Source organism: Caulobacter sp. 602-2 (genome assembly GCF_011043625.1).
Taxonomy (GTDB): domain Bacteria; phylum Pseudomonadota; class Alphaproteobacteria; order Caulobacterales; family Caulobacteraceae; genus Caulobacter.
On sequence record NZ_JAAKGT010000001.1, the window covers coordinates 972,358 to 993,717 of the forward strand.

Below are 21,360 nucleotides of genomic sequence, written 5' to 3' on the forward strand. Positions count from 1 at the left end.
GAACGGGTCTAGCCGGGGTCCGACGCCTTACAGGCCTCAAGGACCACCATAGGAAGACCGTTCCCATGCGTCAAAGCGACGGTTCCCTGCAGCCACGCTTCGTCACATATGTCGACGTTATTGATATCGATATCATAATCGTCGATGCTGCTGAAAATCCTGGGAGGAAACATGAGCCGACAGAAGACCCTGGCCCATCGCGCAGCCACCACGGCGCTGGCCGCCATGCTGCTGGGAGGCGTGGCGAGCCCAGTGCTGGCCGACACGCTGCTGACCTATCCGGTTCCGCCGCAGCTGATGTACACCGCGCACAACGACGACTTCACCGTGCGGGTGCGCGCGCCGGGCGGCGAGTGGCGCGACCTCTACGAGTACCGGGTGCAGGTCGACACCGACACCAAGCAGAACGCCTCGCTGGTCTATTTCGACTTCGACGGGGCGGTCGAGCTTGAGGTGATGAAGAACAACGGCCGCTTTTCCGATGTATCGGTCGCGCCGCTGTCGAGCGCGATCAAGCCGCAGCGCGAGGGCTCGATCCTGCGCATGACGCTGACGAAACCCGAGCGCTTCTCGCTGCAGTTCGACGACGACCGCCTGCGCAATCTGCACATCGTGGCCGGCGCCCCGCCCCCCGCCCGCCCCGCCGGCGCCGACGTCGTCTATTTCGGCCCCGGCTTCCACGTCCCGCCCGCGGGCCTTGACCACTTCCCGGTCAAGTCGGGCCAGCGCGTCTACATGGACGGCGGCGCGGTGCTGAAGGGCGCGTTCGACCTTTCCGGCGTCAGCGACGTGAAGATCTCCGGGCGCGGCCTACTGTGGGATCCCGGCCGGGCGATCGACCTGGAAAAGGCCAGGAACGTCGAGGTCTCGGACCTGATCATCGTCAACAGCGACCGCAAGGACGCAGCCCGGGTGATGAACATCCGCAACTCCGAGAACATCACGGTCAGCCAGCTGACCGGCTTCACCTCGGGCAAGTGGTCGGATGGGATCAACATCTCGACCTCGCGTCACGTGAAGGTGCGCGACGGCTATCTGCGGGTCTCGGACGACGCCGTGGTGGTCTATGCCGTGGCCGACTGCCCGATCTGCCGCCAGAAGGCCGCCCAGACGGGGATCCCCGATCCCAACCCGCCGGGCGACACCTTCGACATCCAGGTCTCGAACATGCGTCTGTGGGTCGACGTCGCCCACGCCCTCTATATCGGCCACTTCGGCGACAACGCCGATCCGCGCACCATCCGCGACGTGACCTTCGACAACATCGACGTCGCCAACCTGGACGAGGACGACCCCGACTGGGAGGGCGCGATCGCCGCCTATTCCGGCGACAGCACGCTGATCCGCAACATCACCTTCAGCAATGTGCGGGTCGACCGCATCGAGGAAGGCAAGCTGATCAACATCGTGGCCGGCGAGAACCCGCGCTACAACAAGGCGCCCGGACGCGGGATCGAAGGCCTGACGATCCGCAACGTCGCCTACACCGGCCAGGGCATGCCCAGCCTGTCGATCATCCGGGGCCTGTCGCCCCAGGTTGCGGTGAAGAACGTGACGATCGAGAACCTGACCATCGACGGCAAGCCGGTGAAGTCGGCCAAGGACGGCGACATCGCGGTGAGCGGCGAGGTCGTGGGGCTCTCCTTCCGCTGAACGCAAAAAGAAGGGCGCCGTCGTCGACGGCGCCCCGAGGCGGGACTTGATGCGACGGCGGTCAGCCGCCGAACTTGTAGCGCAGGCTGATCCCGTAGACCCGGCCGTTCATGAAGTACTGGCGCAGGATGTCGGTGTCGTAGCCGCCGTCCGGCTCGCCGACGTAGCGGATCGGGGCCTTGTTGGTCAGGTTGGAGGCCGTCAGCGACAGGGTCAGGTCGTCGCGCAGGTTGAGATTCACCGAGGCGTCGAGCAGGCCGTAGCCCTTCAGGTAGCGGCCATCGATGGGGTTGGGAGAGATCCCGAACAGCACGTAGTCCGACCGGTAAGTATAGACGAGGCGGGCCGAGACCTTCTTGTTCTCGTAGAGGCCGGCCAGGCTCCAGTTCTGGTCGGACTGGAACGGCTGACGCACCTTCATCGCCCCGAGCGGGAGCTCGGTCTTGACCCAGGTGTACGAGCCCTGGACGCCGAAATCGTGCAGCATCGACGGCAGGAAGTCGTAGTCGAAGAAGGTCTGGGCCGCGAGCTCGACGCCCTTGGCGAAGCCGGGATCGGCGTTCTGGGTCTGGGTGATGCGGAACTGGCCGGTCGGACAGTTGTTGGGCGTCACCCCGGTATAGGGCTGCGAGGTCGCCACTGTCTGGCAGCTCTCGACCCCGATCGGGAAGCCGTCGACCTTCTTGTAGAACGCCGCGGCCGAGACGTAGCTGGTCGGGCCGAAGTATTTCTCCAGAGACAGGTCGTAGCTGTAGGCCCGCAGCGGCTGCAGGTTGGCGTTGCCCTGGCTGCCCGTGCCGCTGGTCAGGTTGACCGCCACCGTCGGGTTGATGTCGCCGACGCTGGGCCGGGTCATGCCTTTGCCGAAGCCGAAGCGCAGCAAGAGGTCGTCCTGGATGTAGCCCGTCAGGTTCAGGGTCGGCAGCACGTCGGTGTAGCTGTTGCCCTGGCTGCGGGCGACGATCACCGGGGTTGCGCCCGTGGTGTCGGTGACCCGCGCCTCGGCGTCGAGATTGGTGCGCACCACCCGCACGCCGGCGTTGCCCCGGATGCGATCGTTCAGGAAGGCGAAGTCGACCACGCCGTAGCCGGCCAGGGTCTCCTCCACCGCCTTGCGGCGCGACAACAGCACCTCGGGCAGCGAGTCCTCGGCCGCGACGCCGGCCAGGGCGAAGCGGTTGCGGACATTGTCGCCCAGCAGGGCGTCGGGCGAGAAGGTCAGGAAGCCGCCCGAATACCCCGCCTCACCGTCGAACCAGTTGGTGTGCGAACCGGCGACGAGATCCTGCACGGTCGAGGCCAGGACGCCGTTCAACTGGTTGGCCGCCAGGGCCAAGCCGTCTGTCGTCAGGTTCTTGCCGCTGAAGGAGTAGTTGTAGAACTTCGACTTCTTTCGGTAGTAGCGCGCGCCGAACTTCACGGCCTTGATGAAGCTGTCGTTGATGCGCAGCTCGCCGTCGAACTGAGCGGCCAGCCCCGCGTCGTCATAGACGTTGTTGACGCCGTTGGCGTAGTTCAGCAGCACCCAGTTGGCGGGGCTCGACAGGTCGGGCCCGCTGATCGACACGCGCTGGGGCGCGCCGACCGTGCGGGTCACGTCCCAGGTCAGGCCCGCGCGCGGGGTCATGGTCACCGAGCGGTTGTCCTGGTGCTGATCGGCCTTGACGTAAGAGAGGTCGGCCTTGAGATCGAGGTCGTCGGTCGGCGACCACTTGGCGCCGCCGGCCAGGATCCAGGTCTTGTAGATGCGATGCTCGTCGCCGCCGATCGACGAGAAGCTCGAGCCCAGGAACGTGCCGCTGTTGAAGCGCTGTCCGGCCAGCACTGCGTCCTCGCCGCCGTTGGCGTTGCGGTTGGCCAGGCCCTCGGTGGTGCTGAAGGGGGTGGTGGCCAGGCCTTGGACGTAGCGGCTGTCGACGCCGTTCAGGAAGCGGTAGCCCTGGTGATAGAGGTAGGAATTGTAGTTGCCGTCGACATAGACCTCGAGGCCCGGACGCACCTTCCACTGGAAGGCGCCGGCGAAGCCCTTGCGGGTGCGCTGGATGTCTTCCTCGTTCACGTTGATCTGCACGCCGGCCATGTTGACCAGGTTGGCGCGCTCGGCCGAGGTCAGGGCCAGCGGATTGGCCACGTCGGCCAGGAAGGAGACGTCGCTGCGGCCGGCATAGGCCTGGTTATAGGCGCTGTTGCCGATGTATTCGGCGCTGTCGGCGCGCACCACGCGGCGCAGGTTGGTCCCACCGGGACCGGGCGCATTGTCGGAGCGGTTCCAGCTCTTCTGGTAGTTGGCGCCGAGCAGCAGGCCCATCTCGCCGTCGCCCACGTCCCATTTGTGCGAGACCAGGCCGAAGTACTCGGGCTGCATCTGCTTGACCATGTCGTTGTAGCGGCCGGAGATCGCCACGCTGCCCGACATCTTCGGCAGGTCGAGCGGACGGCGGGTCTTGATGTCGACGAGGCCGCCGATGCCGCCCTCGATGTGCTCGGCCGAGGGGTTCTTGTAGACGTCCAGGCCCGCGATCATGCCGGGGATGGCCGCCTCGATGTTGAACTCGCTGCCGCCGGCGGTGAAGTACGAGCGACCGTCGACCTGCGAGGCGGTCTGGCCCGACAAACCCCGGATCGTCAGGCCCGAACCGGCGCCGACCGGCGAAGCCCCCTCCCCGCCGTAACGATAGCCCTGTACGCCCGGAATGCGGGTCAGGGTCTCGGCGACGTTGGGGTCGGGCAGCTTGCCGATGTCCTCGGCGCGGATGGAGTCGACCACCTCCATGGTGTTCTTCTTGACCTGCACGGCCGACTGCAGGCTCTGGCGGATGCCGGTGACGACCACCTCCTCAACGGCTTCTTCGGCAGCCGGCGCCGGCGCGGTCTGGGCGTGGGCGGCGCCGAACGCGCCCAGCGCGACGGCCAGCGTCGAAACGGTGAGGAACAGACGCGATTGAACTTCCGACTTCATGGCTTCCCCTCCTGCGGAGCCTACGCCCGATAAGCCGGCGCGGCCCGTCAGATCCCGCGCGAGGCGGGTTTTCCCTGTTGGCTAGGGCGCTTGCCGCGCCCTCTCTGTTTCACTCCCGGGTCGGGGCGTCGCCTGCACGGCGATCTTCTCCAACCACATAATCTTGTTATCGATATCATACGTTGTTGACAAGAGCTTTTGTCAGACAAATGCGATGATTGAAACTCAGTTGGGCGGCGAGGATCGACGCGCCAGCGCCACGTCGCCGGAACAGGCCTTGGCGGCACCGTCGACCTTGATCGAGCGAGCCCCCTCGCAAGCCAGGCGGACGGCGTAGGTCGGCTGGCCCTGGATGCGGGCCTCGACGCCCTGCCCCGTCCGGTCCTTGACCACGAAGGCCTTGGACAGGCTGTCGAGCTCGACGCGGCCGTCGCGGCGCAGATAGCTGCCATCGGCGACGAACCAGCGGCGCGGCTTGGCCGCGCTGCCGCCCTCAGGATAGGTCAGCGCGAGAATGTAGGCGTCGGTCCGCCAGCCGCCGAGGTCGGCATTGGCGTTGCGGTGACGGATGCGGCCGTCGGCCAGCAGATTGAAATAGACCTCGGTGACCTCGCCCTTCTGGCGCACGCGAACCATCAGCCAGTCCTTGGTCTCGACCTTCTCGATCACGGGCGCGGCAGCCGCACCGTTCGGCGTCAGGGCGACCACGAACTTGGTCCGGTCAGTGACGCCCGGCGCCTGCAGGCGCAGGTAGGGCTGGGCCTCGTCGGGCGCATGGTCCTTCAGGCCCTTGCCCTCGGCCATCCGCATCAGTTCGGGATAGTCGGTGAACAGCCCGGCGTCCGGCAGGGTCTCGGGAAACAGCGGCCGCACCGCGACCTCGGCCTCGCCGTTCCTGACGGTGATCACCTGACCCTGGCGCTTGGCCTCGCCTTCGTAGTGCATCAGCCATTCGAATTGGCCCGGCGCCCAGCCCTTCAGGTCGTCGATGACCAGGATCACGTCGCCGATCCACATGAAGCTGCGGTACTTGCGCTCGAAGGTCCGGGCGTTGGGGCCGGTGGCGTCGGCCCAGACGAAGCGCAGGTCGCCGGCGTCGACCAGGTGGTCCACCCGCCCCACGAAGTGCGAGCCGTTGTAGGTGTTGCTTTCCGGCTCGGCCTTGCCGTCCAGGGTGACGACATTGTGGGCCACGCTCTGGCGGTAGTAGCCATCGTACTCGGGCCGGGCGTAGCTGCTGTTGCCGGAGTCGATCAGCAGCTGCTTGCCCTTGTGCCAGAGGATGAAGCTGCCGGCGTCGGCGTGGTTGTGGTTCCAGGTGAAGCCCGAGCGCAGCGCCAGGAAGGTGGCGTCCGGCGCCCAGGACGAGCGCATCGTCGCTGCGCCCAGATCGGCGTCGATCCAGCTGGTCGGCAGCCCCGGGCCCTTGCCTGCCGAGGCGCGGGCCTTGGCCGAGGGCCATTGGACCATGTTCTCGGGCTCGGCGAAGACGTCCTGCTTGGGATCGGGACGCACGGTGTTCAGATACCAGAGATAGCGCGACTGCTGGTCGCCGCTGGCCCACAGGTTGGCGATGGCGCTGGCCCCGCTGGAGGTCGGATTGCCGTCGCCGAAGTTGGTCGACAGGAAGCCCCCGGTGGTCGGGTAGAGGTTCTGGATGAAATAGTCGCCCAGGCCCGCCAGGCGCGGCGTCGCGGCCGGCCGCTCCTTGAAAGCGTCGAGCCAGGCGCGCTTGAAGCGCAGATAGCCCTCGGCGGCGAAGTCGGCGTAGTTGATGCTCTCGACGAAGGCCCCGTTGGACGCGAAGTGCGCCGGCTTGGTCTCGATGGCGCTGCCGTCGTAGTTGGCCCACTCCTCGGCCGCCTCGTCGATGCGGCGGATCCAGGCGTCGGCCTGGGGCTCTTCGGTCTTGACGGCTATCGCCGCCACCCCGGCGCCGAACACGATGTGGCTGAACCAGTTGTGACCCATGGTGTCGAGGCTGTGGATGCGTTCCGCGCCGTCGATCCAGTCGTTCAGGGTCGGGCGGATCGCGCCTTTGACCAGGGCCTTGGCCAGGCGGTCGCGCTCGGCGGGGCTGAGGGCGTCGTGGATGGCGTCGAACGTCAGGCCGAAGGTGTAGGCGCTGGTCCCCATGCCGAGATCGGAGTTCCAGACCGGGCTGCGGGCCAGAAGCGGCTTGTCGGTCACCCAGTTGGCGCGGTTCGCATAGACGTCGAGCAGGGCCTTGGCGCGGTCGGCGTACTTGCGCTCGCCGGTCATGCGGTAGGTCAGCGACAGGCCCATCAGGGCCGCGTTCAGTTCGCGGTCGTTGGCCGGCTTGCGGGTCAGGGCCGCGTCGGCGTCGGCTCGGGCCTTGGTCCAGGCGGCCTTGGCGTCGGGATCTTCGGCCACGCGGGCCTTGAACTGTGAGACATGGGCGTCGCTGAAGGTCAGGTACGGATGGCTCGACTTCAGGGTCTGGGCGCCGGCCGCTCCGGCCAGGAGGCAGGTCGCCAGGGCCAGCCCCGACACCATCCGCTTTGCTTGGCTCTTCACGCGCTTCTCCCCGTACGCTTCTTCTGACTTTGAATTATGATATCGATATCATTACTGGGCGCAAGCGCCCTCCGCGGCGCTCTGCTCAGGCAAGGGCGAGATTGATCGCCATCGACCGACGCACGCCCGGACTGCGGAACGGGTAGACGCAGTGCAGCATCCACGAGGGCCACAGGTAGAAGTCGCCGACCACCGGCTTGACCGTGAACAGGTTCTTGGCCCCGACGGCGCTGCGGCTGTCGATGAACTGCAGGCAGCCGGCAGTGTTCTGCCTGGCCTTGTCGGCCGCGAACTCGGCCTCGTAGCCAGGCGGAACGCGCAGGAAGCCCACGCTGGAATAGAGGCAGCCCTGGTGGAAATGGGCCGGATTGTAGTCGCCGGCGACCATGTCGTTGATCCAGCCCTCCTTGATCTCGATGCGGAGCTTTTTCGCCTCGAGCTCCTCGGTTCGCTCGTAGTCGGAGAAATGCATCAGGGCGTTCTCGCACCGGTAGGTGTAGGTGCGGGCCACGTCGAACAGGAAGTCGGTGAGTTCGGCGGTCTCGCGGATCACGTCGGTGAAGCGGATCTCGGTGCTGACCGCGCCCGCCAGATGGGCCGACCAGTCGCGGGCGGCGACCTCGTCCTTGCGTCCTACGATCTCGTCGATCCGGGCGTTGAGGCGCTCGACCACGCCCGGCGGCATGGTCGCCTTGATGATCGTCGGGCTGAACGGCGCGACCAGCCGCAGGTCATGGTCGTTGCTCACCACCGCCTCCTCCGCGACTACCGAGACGGCGTGTAGATCACCGCCGTCTGGCCCGGCGCCAGGGTCAGGCTCGCCGCGCCTGACGCCAGCTTGCGCTTGGTGACCAGATCGACGCGATCACCGGCCGCCTTCGGCAGCGCGAGCGTCATGGACTTGTCGACGCTGGCGTTCATGGCGATCAGGTACGGGCCGTAGGCGGCCTCGTAGTAGTAGCCACGCCCGGCGAAGGGATTGTCCTGATCCTTGTAGCGCGCCTCGGGCGGCCCCTTGGCCACGGGCAGCGCCTCGCCCTCCAGCGCGGCGGACGCCTCGCCGGGATAGGCGACGATCGGGATCGAGCCGGCCGAGATGTGCGGCGTGGCCCGGCGCACGCAGGTCTTGCCGCTGGGCTCGAAGTCGACCCGGGCGGCGATGGTGGCGATACGGTCGACGGACGGCGTCTGGTAGTGGAAGCGCGCCAGGCGGTTCACCCCGCAGTTGGCCCGCCAGTAGAGCGACGCATAGAGCACCTCGTCGCCGTTCTTGATCGCCACCACCCCGTCCTCGGGATCGGCGAACACGAAGTCGGACTGGCCGGGCGTCATCGGCAGCTTCACGTTCGATTTCGGCCAAGCCTTCACGGCCAGCCACTCGTCATAGGCGTCGAGCAGGCCGATGGTCGTACGCTGGTTCTTGTCCTTCAGCCGATCGCGCAGCACCGCGTAGTACTGTCCATCGTCGAGGGCCTGGCGGGCGATCGCCATCAGCTGCGGATCGCCCGTGGCGACCGCGACGTTGAAGGGCGTGTTGTCCCAGCCGGACTTCTGCACGTAGGTGGTCGCGCCCGGATAGACCGGGTCGCGCCAGCCGATCGGCGCCTCCAGCAGCATGGTGCGCGCGCCCTCGGCGTCGATCCCCGGATAGCGGAACGCCATCCGCGCCCTGGCCATCTTCAGGAGCTGGTCGCGCAGGACCGGATCGCCCTGCCCGCCCGGCGTCGCGGCCGTGGCCTGGTAGATGCTGGTCGCCCAGTCGAGGATCTCGCCGTAGCTGCCGACGAAGCCGAGCTCCTTGGACAGCCCGGCCTTGGTGAACAGCCTGTAGTCGTCGGCCGAACGGAAGCTGCCGGTGTCGGCGGCGGCGCTGGAATAGGTCGGCTTTCCGGCCTCGTCGAGACTGCCGGTCCACGGCGAAAGACCCATGGACTCGTAGAAGAAGCGCCGCATCGCCGGCTCGGGCCGGGCCAGAGGGCTGGCAAGCGATCGCAAGCCCTCGTTGCTCCAGTAGATCCCCAGATCCACGATCATCGACTGGTTGGTGTAGAGCCGCCGGTGAGTCTGGATGTAGCCGAGCCCGGCGTCGAGCATCCGGGCATAGGCCTCGCGGCGCTTCGGCGTCCCCTCCACGCCCGCGACCGGCGTGTCGAGATACGGCGCGACATCGGCCTGCAGCAGGCGCAGCGCCTTGCCGAACGGGCCCATGGCGTCCCAGTCGGCATTGGTGCGGCTGGCGTCGACATAGACGCTCTTCGGATCGGTCAGGAAACGGGCGTAGAAGGCGTCGCCGCTCTCGATGACCTTGCGGGCCACGGCCGGATTGGCATGGGCCTTGGTCCACGACAGGGCCGCGGCGCGAGCCAGGAACTGCACCTCCAGCACGTTCAGCGGCCCGGGCTGGGCCAGCTTGCGGTCGATCTCGCGGTTCACCCGCGCCTTCAGGTCTTCGAGCACCTCGGGACCCGCCGACGGCGCGGTCGCCAGCGGCGGCGCGACCCCGGCCGGATCGCCGCTGTCCAGGAACGGATCGGCATGGACGTAGAGCGCATAGACCGGCCGCGAGGCCTGGGTCATCGGCTTCTGGAAGCTTTCGAACTGCTGGGTGTAGACCGCGTAGGGACCGCTGGCGCGAATGGCGCAGTCCAGCGCCGCCTTCCCCTTGGTCAGGGTGATCGGCAGCGGGAAGGTGCGGTAGGTGAAGCGCCCGGCGAAGGGCGGCGCCTGGGTTCCGATGTCGAGAAGCTCGATATCGCCCAGATGGCGATAGCCGATCTGCCTGCCGTCGCAGAACAGGGTCAGCTTGCCGTCGTTGACGTCGCCGCCCCACAGGCGGATCGAGGCATAGTTCTGGATGGCCGGATCCACGGTCAGCCGGAACGTCAGGTCGCCGCTGAACCGCGCGCCGGGCTGGGCCGGCGGCAGACGCCGCGCCGCGACGCCCAGGCCGCCGACGACCTGCTCCGAGGCCGAGGCGTTCACGGCGTGAGCGACCTCGGACGCGGCGTCGCCGAACACCACCTTGTCGATCAGCGGCGTGGCCGCCTGGGCCTGCGTCGCGAAAAGGCCGAGCAGAGCGCTCGCGCCGAGGATCAGCCGATGCCGGGTCATGCGCCCCTCGTTGATGATGCTTGAGGTAGGGTCGGCGGGCGAGGAAGAACGCCCTCGTCCGCCGGCCTTCAAGGTTCCGGCCGAGGCCTAGAACTCCTTGCGGACGGTCAGCCACACCGACCGCGGCGCGTTGCGCTTCACTAGGTAGCCGGACTCCGGCAACTGCTCGACGACGTCATAGACCTGCACGCCGGCGGGAAGATTGGTGCTGATCATCGGGTCGTAGGCCGAGATGTAGGCCTTATCGAGCACATTGCGGACATCCAGCGTGACCATCGTCTTCTTCAGGCCGCTGTACTGCACCGAGACGTCGAGATTGTCCTGCGCCGGCAGGAACCGGTGGTCGAGCGAGTTGGTGTTCAGCTTGCGCTCGTCCATCCAGCGATGGCGGACGTTGAGACGGAAATCCTTGTAGCGGTAGGACACCGTGTTGCTCAGCGTCCATTTCGGCGAACGCGCCAGCAGGCCGGCGTCGATGCGCAGCACGTCGTCGTCCGCGCCGTTGCCGTTCGCGCCGGTGTTCAGCCAGACATAGGCCTCGGTGGTCTTGCCGTTGAGGAAGGTCACCGACGGGTTCCACTCGAGGTTCCTGGTGACCCGCCACTTGGCCCAGGTCTCGATCCCGCGCGTGAAGTACTTGTTGAAGTTGTCAGGCAGCAGGTAGGTCGAGACGTTGTCCTTGTCGACGCCGGTCGGATAATCGTTCACCGCGAAGTTCTGGTAGAAGTAGGTGACTTGGCCGTTGAAGCGGCGATCGCCGAAGGTGTAGGCGAACTCGTGGCCCTTGATGTAGGCCGTCGGGCCCAGCGGGCGCACCAGGGTGGCCGCAGTCGAGTAGCGATTGATCACGCCCGACGACGGCTGCTTGGCGTCGGTGTAGCGATAATAGATCTTGTGCTTGTCGTTGAAGTTGTAGCCCAGGGCCACGCTGTAATCGACGAGACTGACCTTCTTGTCGGCGCCGATCACCTTGGCCGGCGCCTTGGTCATGTAGACGTTGTCGTAGACGGTCAGCGGATCGCCATCGAGGCCGCCGTTGGTCAGCGAGGCCGCGCCCGGATTGCGCAGGTCCCAGGTCTCCGAATAGGTCCGGGCGTGGAAGTACTGGTATTTGATGCTGGCGTTGAAGTCCCAGTGCTTGGTCGGCGACCAGGCCAAGCCCGCATAGGGCGACAGCTCCATGATCCGCGCGCGTTGCGAGACGGTGGTGAAGAGGCCGCTGCCGTAGGAGCCCCAGCCGCCCGCGTCGGTCAGCTGATAGCTCGTGCCGCCATTGGTGACGTACTTGACGTTCAGGTTCTGGACCTGGCCGTCGGCCCAGGCCGACACGCCCAGCCCATTGGCCCAGTTGTCGTTCACCTGCTCGGAACGCGACAGGTAGAGGCCGCCGTTCACGCTCCACGTCTCACCGCGATAGGTGGCCGTGAAGTTGCCCATGTAGTCGACGGATTCACGGTAGTTGTCCTCGGCGCGCGTCAGCAGCACGAGATCCTGCGTGGCGCTTTCGATCGGAAGGGTGTGGTCGTAGCTGCCGTCGGGCTTGGGCGTGACGCCCGTTACCACGCCGCCGCGCATGTCGATGTCGCGGTTGGGCAAGGTGTTGCCGACGATGCACAGGCTGGTGCTCTGCCAGGTCGCCGCCGTCACCCGCGGACAGGCCACGCCGGTGCGGTAGTTGGTTCCCAGCTGCGAGCCGGCGACGTTGTTGGCGACGCGCGCCACTTCCTGGCCGGCGGCGTTGGTGAAGACGTAGTAGCCCGGCGTGCGGTCCAGGTTGTTGATGTTCAGGCCGAACCGCTCGCGCGTCGCCGCCGCCGAGGCCAGCGAGGCCAACTGCTGGGGCTTGTAGGACTGGCCGCGATAGGTCGACTTCTGGATCCGCGCCGAGCCGGTGAAGGTCAGGCGCTCGCCGATGTCGTGGTTCCAGCGCAGCGACAGGGCGTCCTGCTTGTAGCGATAGCCGTCGGACGGATCGAGGGTGTGGCTGCCCGGCTTGAAGTAGTTGGGAACGGTCTGCTTGCCGCCGTTCATGAACAGGTTCACGTCGCGACCGAAGCCCGGGATTTCCTCAGGGTTCTGGTAGCCGTAGGTCGGCTGCTGGAACGTGGTCAGCTCGGCGTTGGTGTCGTCCAGGTGCTTGTAGACCAGGTTGAACGAGCCGCCGCCGTTGTCGGTGTTGTAGTCCTTGTAGAGGTTCACCCGGAACTGGCCGCCGTGGTTCAGGTCGAAGCCCGGATCCACCTGGCCGCTGGAGCGGCGGTAGAAGCCGCTGACGCCCAGGCCCAGGTCGCCCGCCTCGTTGACCCAGCCATAGGCGCCGTCGACCTGCTTCCACGACAGGTGCAGGTCCTCGCCCTCGAAGCCGATCCGGGTCTGGATCATCGCGCCGGGCTTCACCTTGCCGGTGATGTAGTTGAAGGTCGCGCCCACCGAGGTGGTGACGCCGGTGGCCGACGAGCCGCCGCGCACGGACTCGACCCGGCTGGTCGAAATGTCGGCGCGATAGAAATAGCCGTCCTGGAAGCCGCTGAACTTGAACGGCACGACCGGCAGGCCGTCCTCAAGGATCGTGGTCCAGAAATAGCCCGAGGTGTTGGCCCCGGTTCCGATGGTCATGCCGCGGGTGAAGACCTCGTTGCGGGCCACGCCGTCGTTGGACTCGACCACCACGCCAGGCATGTCGCGCAGCATGTCGTCGGCGCTGATCGGCGTGAACTTGCTCATGTCGTCCTCGGACAGCACCGAGAACGAGACATTGGCCTTCTTGGCGGCGGTGCCGACCATGACGCCGGTGACGATCACTTCGTCGACGGCCGTGGTCTCGACCGTGACCGGCTTGTCGGCCGACTGCCCCGTCGATTGGGCATGCGCGGCCGTCGCCGACAGCGCGCTCGCGCCGGCGGCCAGCGCCAGGACCATGTGAGAAACCTGCAGCGCGCGGTTACGACCGCGCTGAGGGCCGAGATCAGCCATCCTATCCTCCCCTTCGGACCTTAGGTCCGACGTCGCTCTGCGCCGAGGCCGACACCCCGACCGCGCGCCGCTTTCGAAGACGTCGCGACGACGGCTCCGATCGGCTTGTTGTTATCGATACCAGCGCATTTCAAGAACTGTCAACGGGATTCGCAACGATGTTTTTCGAGAACATTCGCCTGCGATTTTTCGACTCCAGAGCGACCATTTCGACGAATAGCGAAATAGATTTTGCTACACAGGCGCGAGGAAACGCTCGATCAGACGCATGTCGACCGACCACAACCATGCGGATACCAACAACACGTGCGCCGGATCATTACGATCCGAACGCTCGATTACATGGACGAGCTGGAGCTCATGTCCTTCGCGCCTCTCGCCGCCACGTCGTCGATCTCGCCGCGAACCACGGTGCCGTGCCGGCGTCGACGCAGGATCAAGTCGTCCGCCGCCAGCAGATCGAGGGCGGCCCGCACCGTGATACGAGCCACGGTGAAACCGCTGGCCAGCTCGCGCTCGGTCGGCAGGCGACGCTCGCCGTCGAGGATCGCCGCCCGCAGCCGATCAGCAAGTTGCCGATAGAGCGCCACGCGCCCGGTGCGCCTCAGGGGCGCCCAGCAGACGCCGGACACGGAGGGTTCAACCACTCGCCAGCCCTCCCCCGCTACCTGAAGCTCACGCCTTCGACATTGGGCCCGATCTCGATCACCGCAGGATCGGCCGTCTTCAGCCGCTTTCCGCCGATGGTCACGTTCTCGAAGCTGATGTTCCGGACCGGGCGATCGGCGCCGTAGCCCGAGATCGTCGACGGGCTGGGCCAGCCGTCGCCGGAGAAGCGGATGTTGCGGAAACGCACGCCGTCGACCAGCAGGCCGGGGCTCGTTCCGTACTTGGCGTTGAACACCGTGCGCACGTTGACGAGCTTGCCCTCCTCGATCTGCTCGACGCGGATATCGTCGAACAGCACGTCGCGGACGGTGTTGTCGTCGCCGGCGCTGATGGCCAGCGCGCCCTGGTACTCGGGATCGTCCTCGTCGAGCCCCAGGATGTCGATGTTCTCGAAGCGCAGGCCCTCCAGCACATTGCGGGCCTTGGTGTCGCCGTGCAGGCCGATGAAAACCGCATGCGCCACGTCGGGCCAGAAGATCGAGTCGCGCACCCTCACCCGCCGGGTGTCGCCGACGCCCGACTTGCGGGTGGCGTAGACCGCGACGCTGTCGTCGGAGGTGCGGATGAAGGCCCGCTCGACGGTCACGTCGCTGCAGGCGAAGACGTTGACGCCGTCCGACCACGAACCGTTGCTCAAGGTCTTGATGTCCTTGAAGGTCACGTTGCTCGACGAGGCGCAGGCGATCGTGCCGTGCTTGGGGGTCAGGAAGGTCAGCCCCTCGACGGTGACGTTCCGGGAATCCTGCACGACCAGCTGATCGGCGGGCCGGTCGATGATCCCCCGGCCGATGATGCGGACGTTCTCGACCTTCTCGGGCTTGAACACGCCCTGCAGGATCGCGCCGCCGGCGACATAGATCGTCTGGCCCGACTTGACCGGGAACACCCCGCCCGGCGGCGCGTGCAGCCCCGCCTCGTAGAAGACGACGTCCGGGCCCGGCACCGGCCTGGGGATCGGCGCGCCGGCGAAGATGTGCAGGTTGTGCAGGCGATCGCCGTCGAACTCGATCGATAGGTTCTGCGGCTGGTCGATGGTGAACAGCACGACGCCGTTCTCGACCTTGTGCCTGATCGCCTTGCTGGCGGGCCTCACCTCGACACGCTTGAAGTCGCCGTTGTTCTTGCGGACCCCGATCTCCACTCGCCCCTCGAAGTCGAACTGCACGACCGAGACGTCGCTGGGCCCATCGGAATCGACCTTGGCGGTGTATTCGTAGAGGTCGCGCCAGGGACCGCCCGGCTTGCGCACCCGGACCGTGAAGGCGTCGTTGTGCATGCTGTAGAACAGGCCGCCCGGCGGCAGCGGATAGACATGCAACCCCGACGCATCGGCTTGGCCGGCGGCGCAAGCGCCGCTCGCCGCCAGACCCGCCGCGATCGCGGCGGCGCCCGCCAGCCAGGACGATTTTCGAGCCGTGAACCCCATCGCGCACTCCTCCCCGAGCGACGCTCTGCCAGCCTGGCGGCGTCATTGTTCTCAACGTCGAGCGGCCTGATCGACGCAAGCCGTCGAAAAACCTTGCGGATCGCCCGAACACGAATATTGATATCGATATCACATCACTCGCGCAAGCCCCCGGCCCAGCGAGCGACAACGACGCCGAAAGCACTTGGTATCGTTATCAGATCAGTCTATGACCGAAGGGTCGGACCAGTCGCGCCATGCAGCGCGGCCGGCGCGGGAGGGTGTCGAATGGCCATCAGGAAGAACTACGCGCTGCTGAGCGCCTTCCTCTTCTTCTACTTCTTCGCCCAGGCCATGAGCATCTCGCTGCTGGCCCTGTGGCTGAAGCGGACCCTGGGCCTTTCCGGCGCCGAGACCGGCGTGGTGTTCGCCGCCAACTTCATCTTCGCGATGATCTCCCAGCCCTTGTACGGGTTCGTTTCCGACAAGGTGGGGCTGCGCAAGACCATCCTGTGGCTGATCAGCGGGCTGGTCGTGCTGTCGGGCGCTTTCTTCGCGTTCGTCTACGGCCCGCTCCTGAAGACCAACCTGCTGCTAGGCGCGATCGCCGGCGGGGCCTATCTGGGCGTCACCTTCATCGCCGGCAGCTACGCCCTGGAGTCGTTCGTCGACCGCGTGGGCCGAAAGTACGGCTTCGAGTACAGCCGCGCCCGCCTGTGGGGCTCGCTGGGCTTCGCCGCCGCGGCGTTCTTCTCGGGCCGTCTGTTCAACCTCGACCCGCTCTACAACTTCGCCCTGGCCTCGTGCGCGGGCCTCGTCCTGCTGCCGCTGCTGGCCTTCGCGAAGATCGAGCCCAGCGCCGACGAGCGCGAGCGCTCCGACGCCCTCAAGCCCGCCGACGCCATGGCCATCTTCAAGCTGCCGAAGTTCTGGGGCTTCATGGTGCTGATCCTGGGCGTGACGAACCTCTATCTCGTCTACGACCAGCAGTTCCCGGCCTTCTACGCCTCGCACTTCGCCGATCCCAAGCAGGGCGCGGCCATGTTCGGCTACCTGAACTCGGCCCAGATCTTCCTCGAGGCCGGCATGCTGTTCGTCGCGCCGTTCGTGGTGAACAGGATCGGAGCCAAGAACGGTCTGCTGCTGGCCGCTGCGATCATGATCGTGCGCATCGCGGGCTCGGGCCTGGTGCACGGCCCCGTGCCGATCTCGGCGATGAAGATGCTGCACTCGCTTGAGCTGCCGATCCTGGTGGTGTCGATCTTCCGCTACATCGCCTTCCACTTCGAAAGCCGGCTGGCCTCGACGCTGTATCTGGTGGGCGTCAGCTTCGGCCATTCGCTGGGCCTGGCCATGCTGTCGCCGATCGTCGGCAAGAGCTACGACCTGATCGGCTTCCCCAGCACCTACCTGCTGATCGCTCTGTTCGCCGCCGCCTTCTGGGTCGCTTCGGTGTTCGCCCTCTCCCCCACTCCGCGCGAGGCGCCGCCCGCCAAGGACGCCGAACCTGATCCGGCCCTGGCGCAAGCCGACCTGGGCGGAGCCGACGTGGCCAAGGTCAATTGACGATGTCTCATTCCGCTTCCAGCGCGATCCCGCGCGAACCGCTGATCCGCGCCGCCGAGATCCTGGCGCGCCCGCGTCCCGACAGGACCAAGCTCGACACCATCCTGGCAGCCGTCCTGGCCCGCATCGACGCCAGCCTCGACCTCTTCACCGACGCCTTCCCCAAGCCCTCCAGCGAGGGCGGGGTCTATGCGCCGATGGACAACACCGAATGGACCAACGGCTTCTGGACGGGGATGCTGTGGCTGGCCTTCGAGGCCAACGGCGAGACCCGCTATCGCCGGGCCGCCGAGCGCCAGGTCGAAAGCTTCCGCAACCGGATCGAACGCGGGATCAATGTCGACCACCACGACCTGGGCTTCCTCTATTCGCTGTCGTGCGTGGCGGCCTGGAAGCTGACGGGCAGCATGAGCGGGCGCGACGCGGCCCTGGCCGCCGCCCGCCGGCTGATGACCCGCTACCTTCCGGCCGCCGGCATCATCCAGGCCTGGGGCGATCTTTCCGATCCCGAACAGGCCGGGCGGATGATCATCGACTGCAACCTCAATCTGCCCCTGCTCTACTGGGCCAGCGAGGAGACGGGCGACCCGACCTTCAGGATCGCGGCCGACAGCCACATCGCCCAGGCCGCCAAGCACATCGTGCGGCCGGACGCCTCGACCTTCCATACCTTCTACATGGACCCGAAGACCGGCGAGCCCGTCGGCGGCAAGACCCACCAGGGCTTCAGCGACAGCTCCTGCTGGGCGCGCGGCCAGGCCTGGGGCGTGTCGGGCTTTCCATTGGTCCATCGCTACAAGGCCGATCCCGGCCTGATCGACCTGGCCGCGCGGCTGGCCAACTACTTCCTCAACCGGCTGCCGGACGATCTCGTCTGCTGCTGGGACCTCGTTTTCACCGACGCCGAGCGCGACAGCTCGGCCGCGGCCATCGCCGCCTGCGGCCTGCTGGAACTGGCCCGCGCGCTTCCGCTGGCCGACCCCGACCGCGAAGCCTACGAGGCCGCCGCCCTGGCGATGATCGAGACCCTGGGCGAGCGCTACCTGCTGCCGCTGGGCCAGCCCGGAACCGGGATCCTGGCCCACGGCGTCTATCACATGCCCAACCGCGTCGGCGTCGATGAGGCCTGCATCTGGGGCGACTACTTCTTTCTCGAGGCGCTGGTCCGCCTCACCCGGGTTTGGGAGCCCTACTGGTGATTCAGATCGGCGTGGATTTCGGCGGCACCAAGGTGGAGGCCGCCGCCCTGGACGCCAGCGGCAAGCTGCTGGCCAAGGCCCGCGTTCCCAACCCGGGCGACTATGACAAGGCGCTGGTCGCCGTCCGCGACCTGGTGATGGGCCTGGAACACAAGCTGGGCGCGCGAGGGACGCTCGGCGTCGGCGCGCCGGGCTCGATCTCGCCGGCCGCCGGCGTGATGCGCAACGCCAACTCGCTGTACCTGAACGGCCGGCGCTTTCGCGAGGACCTGTCCGAGGCCCTGAAACGGCCGGTGCGCCTGGCCAACGACGCCAACTGCCTGGCGCTGTCGGAAGCCGTCGACGGCGCCGGCGCGGGGGCGAAGGTCGTGTTCGCCATCATCCTGGGCACGGGCTGCGGCGGCGGCCTGGTGATCGACGGCAAGCTGATCGAGGGCGAGAACGGCATCGCCGGTGAATGGGGCCACATGCCCCTACCCTGGCCCACCGCCGAGGAGCGCGAAGGCCCACGCTGCTGGTGCGGCCAGAACGGCTGCCTGGAGATGTGGGTCTCGGGCACCGGCCTGCGGCGCGACTTCGAGGCGACCACCGGCCAGGCGCTGAGCGGCGAAGAGATCATCTCGGCCTGGCGGGCCGGAGATCCGGCGGCGACCACCGCCTTCGACCAGTTGATGGACCGCCTGGGCCGCTCGGTGGCCGTGCTGTGCAACATCCTCGACCCCGACGCCATCGTCGTCGGCGGCGGGCTGTCGAACGTGCCGGAAGTCTGCGAGCGCCTGCCAGAGTTGGTCTCGCGCCGGGTGTTCGCCGATCGCTGGAGCACGCGCATCAAGCCGGCCGTCTGGGGCGACGCCTCGGGCGTGCGCGGCGCCGCGCGGCTGTGGAGCCTGGAAGAGGCCCGTCAGCTTCTGGCCGAGCCAGCCGCTTAAGGCGGCGCGGGGCCGGACGAGTCCCGATCCATCAGGGTGAAGGGCAGCAGGTGATGGACGGGGGCCGGGTCGCCTCCGGTCTTTCGGGCGCGGATCTCGTCGACGATCAGGCGCACCGCCGCGCGGCCCATCTCGGCGATCGGCTGGTGGATCGTCGTCACTTCGGGCCAGACCGTGGTGGCGACGGCGGTGTCGTCGAAGCCGCAGATCGTCAGGTCACGCGGCACCGATATCTGCCGGCCATGGGCCACGGCCAGGGCGGCGGCGGCCATGTCGTCGTTGCTGGCGAAGATGGCGCTGGGTCTCAGGCGCGCCTCGAACAGCTTTTCAGCCGCCGCCAGACCCGAGCGATAGGTGAACAGGCCCTGGGCCACCCATTCGGGACGCACCGCCAGGCCCGCCTCCGACATGCCCGCCAGGAAGCCCTCGTAGCGCAGCTCGGTCGGGGTGTGCTGGGGATCGCCCTTGATGAAGGCGATGTCGCGATGGCCCAGGGCGATCAGGTGGCGGGTCATGGCCAGCGCGCCTTCGAAGTCGTCGATGCGCACGCTGGAGACGTCGATCATCGGCCGGGCGGTGGCCAGGGCCAGCACGGTGACGCCCTCGGCCCGCAGCATGTTGATGGTCTGGCGGGAGTCGCACAGCGGCGGCGGCAGGATCACGCCGTCGACGCCGGCCGCCAGCAGGCGCTTGACCGCTTGCTTTTGCCCGGCCAAGCCCTCGCAGCGCTCCAGGATCAGGTGGCTGGCCAGCCGCGAGCTCTGCTCCAGCCCGCCGACCATGATCTCGCTGAGATAGGAGGCGCTGGGGTTGCTGTAGAGGATCCCCACCCGCGCGGCGGCCGAACGCGAACGCGTGGCGCGGGCGGCGACGTTGACCTGGTAGTTCAGCACGCGAACCGAGGCCTCGACCTTCTCGCGCATCGCCGGGCTGACGTTGCCCGCCCCCCGGATCACCCGCGACACGGTCATCGAGCCGACGCCGGCGTGGCGCGCCACGTCGTGGATGGTGATCGCCTTGGGCCCGGCGGCGGGCGAGGAGCCACGCGCTGAAGACGGCGGGACCGCCTTGGCCTTGCGGGGACTTTTCAACGACGCACCACCATTGTTCACGATACCAATGCATCCTAGCGACGCGCGCCGTCCGCGCCAGAACAAAAACGGATGTTTGGCCTGCAACCGCATATCGAGCGCCGCCGCGCTCTCGCTTGGACTTCCCTGCTCTGTCTTCGCTAGACTGCGCACAGACCCGTAGAGAGTCGTATTGAGGCGAGGACTCCTTGAGCACGCAGAGGCGACAGGCGCCGACCATCCATGACGTGGCGCAGCACGCCGGCGTGTCGTCCATGACCGCCTCCCGCGTGGTCAACGGCTATCCACACGTTCGCCCCGCCGTGCGCGAGAAGGTCGAGGAAGCCATCAAGGCCCTGGGCTATCGCCCCAATTCGCTGGCGCGGGCCACGCGCACCGGCGTCTCGCAGATCGGCATGCTGTACTCGAACGCCAGCTCGTCGAACCTGTCGAACTACCTGATGGGCGCCTTCCGCCAGGCCAGCCTCAGCGGCTGCCAACTGCTGATCGAGCCGAGCCAGGCCCATCCGACGCCCGCCCAGGCGGTGCAGAAGCTGGTCGACGCAGGGGTCGGCGCGGTCATCCTGCCGCCGCCGCTGTGCGACGACGCCGCCATCCTGGAAGCGCTGGAGAAGGCCGGCGTCGGCGCGGTCAGCTTCGCCACGGCTCGTCCCCGGCAAGGCGCTCCGGCGGTGTTCATCGACGATTTCGAAGGCGCCCGGATGATGACCCAGCACCTGCTGGACCTGGGCCATGTCGACATCGCCTTCGTGCGCGGCGATCCCGCCCACTCCACAGCCCAGCTGCGCGAGAAGGGCTTCCGCGAGACCATGGCGGCCGCGGGCCTGAGCGTGAACGAGGCCTATGTCGAGGACGGCGGCTTCAGCTATCGCGGCGGACTGGAGGCGGCCCGCCGCCTGCTGGGCCTGCGTCGCCGGCCTTCGGCGATCTTCGCGGCCAACGACGACATGGCTGCGGCCATCAGCGCCGTCGCCCACGGCCTTGGCCTGGCGATCCCGACCGATCTCAGCATCGCCGGCTTCGACGACACCTCGGTGGCCACGACGGTCTGGCCCGAACTGACCACCATCCGCCAGCCGATCGCCGACATGGCCGCCTCGGCCGTGCTGCTGGCCATGGACCTGGCCCGTCCCGGCGGCGACGGCGGCGGCGGCGGCCATGTGCAGGCCGAACTGCAGCTGATCCAGCGCGCCTCGACCGCCCCTCCCCCAGCCTGAGCGCCCTTGCCAAAGCGTCGCCCCATGTTACTGGTAACGATATCATAACT

13 protein-coding genes are annotated in these 21,360 nt (G+C 67.3%); 5 read left to right on the plus strand and 8 right to left on the minus strand.

Annotated elements, in window-relative coordinates; translation table 11 throughout:
• The first annotated feature begins 171 nt into the window (after positions 1-171).
• Positions 172-1,653, plus strand: coding sequence for a glycosyl hydrolase family 28 protein (locus G5B46_RS04400; protein ID WP_165256396.1), 1,482 nt, complete (start codon positions 172-174; stop codon positions 1,651-1,653).
• 61 nt (positions 1,654-1,714) lie between these two features.
• On the opposite strand, the gene G5B46_RS04405 is transcribed toward G5B46_RS04400, so the two are convergent.
• The 7 genes from G5B46_RS04405 to G5B46_RS04435 form a co-directional block, all read right to left on the minus strand.
• Entirely contained in the window at positions 1,715-4,612 is a 2,898-nt protein-coding gene (locus G5B46_RS04405; protein ID WP_165256398.1) for a TonB-dependent receptor, read from the minus strand.
• A 225-nt stretch (positions 4,613-4,837) separates the two neighbouring features.
• A complete protein-coding gene (locus G5B46_RS24810; RefSeq protein WP_165256400.1) occupies positions 4,838-7,150 on the minus strand; it encodes a heparinase II/III family protein in 2,313 nt (770 codons plus the stop codon).
• Positions 7,151-7,235: 85 nt separating this feature from the next.
• Positions 7,236-7,898 carry a putative 2OG-Fe(II) oxygenase gene (locus tag G5B46_RS24815; protein ID WP_165256402.1) on the minus strand — a complete coding sequence of 221 codons (663 nt, stop codon included), beginning with the start codon at positions 7,896-7,898 and terminating at the stop codon, positions 7,236-7,238.
• Positions 7,899-7,915: 17 nt separating this feature from the next.
• Complete coding sequence (locus G5B46_RS04420; protein ID WP_165256404.1) at positions 7,916-10,261, minus strand: hypothetical protein; 2,346 nt, start codon at positions 10,259-10,261, stop codon at positions 7,916-7,918.
• Between the two features lie 87 nt (positions 10,262-10,348).
• Positions 10,349-13,234: a TonB-dependent receptor plug domain-containing protein gene (locus G5B46_RS04425; protein ID WP_165256406.1), complete on the minus strand. Its 2,886-nt coding sequence runs from the start codon at positions 13,232-13,234 to the stop codon at positions 10,349-10,351.
• A gap of 338 nt (positions 13,235-13,572) precedes the next feature.
• Positions 13,573-13,824 carry a GntR family transcriptional regulator gene (locus G5B46_RS04430; RefSeq protein ID WP_205691446.1) on the minus strand — a complete coding sequence of 84 codons (252 nt, stop codon included), beginning with the start codon at positions 13,822-13,824 and terminating at the stop codon, positions 13,573-13,575.
• A 74-nt stretch (positions 13,825-13,898) separates the two neighbouring features.
• Entirely contained in the window at positions 13,899-15,329 is a 1,431-nt protein-coding gene (locus G5B46_RS04435; protein WP_165256408.1) for a glycosyl hydrolase family 28 protein, read from the minus strand.
• 267 nt (positions 15,330-15,596) lie between these two features.
• Here G5B46_RS04435 and G5B46_RS04440 point away from each other — a divergent pair, with 267 nt between their 5' ends.
• From G5B46_RS04440 to G5B46_RS04450, 3 genes are read left to right on the plus strand one after another with little or no spacing between them, the layout of a single operon-like run.
• Positions 15,597-16,874: an oligosaccharide MFS transporter gene (locus G5B46_RS04440; protein WP_165256410.1), complete on the plus strand. Its 1,278-nt coding sequence runs from the start codon at positions 15,597-15,599 to the stop codon at positions 16,872-16,874.
• A gap of 2 nt (positions 16,875-16,876) precedes the next feature.
• Positions 16,877-18,073 carry a glycoside hydrolase family 88 protein gene (locus G5B46_RS04445; protein ID WP_165256412.1) on the plus strand — a complete coding sequence of 399 codons (1,197 nt, stop codon included), beginning with the start codon at positions 16,877-16,879 and terminating at the stop codon, positions 18,071-18,073.
• Positions 18,070-19,002: an ROK family protein gene (locus G5B46_RS04450; RefSeq protein ID WP_165256414.1), complete on the plus strand. Its 933-nt coding sequence runs from the start codon at positions 18,070-18,072 to the stop codon at positions 19,000-19,002. The genes G5B46_RS04445 and G5B46_RS04450 overlap by 4 nt, the downstream gene beginning before the upstream one ends.
• Here G5B46_RS04450 and G5B46_RS04455 read toward each other — a convergent pair.
• Positions 18,999-20,093, minus strand: coding sequence for a LacI family DNA-binding transcriptional regulator (locus G5B46_RS04455; protein ID WP_240903302.1), 1,095 nt, complete (start codon positions 20,091-20,093; stop codon positions 18,999-19,001). The two genes, G5B46_RS04450 and G5B46_RS04455, sit on opposite strands and share 4 nt — an antisense overlap.
• A gap of 188 nt (positions 20,094-20,281) precedes the next feature.
• Here G5B46_RS04455 and G5B46_RS04460 point away from each other — a divergent pair, with 188 nt between their 5' ends.
• The gene (locus G5B46_RS04460; protein WP_240903303.1) at positions 20,282-21,310 is read left to right on the plus strand and encodes a LacI family DNA-binding transcriptional regulator; all 1,029 of its coding nucleotides are present in this window, start codon (positions 20,282-20,284) and stop codon (positions 21,308-21,310) included.
• Positions 21,311-21,360: the final 50 nt, after the last annotated feature.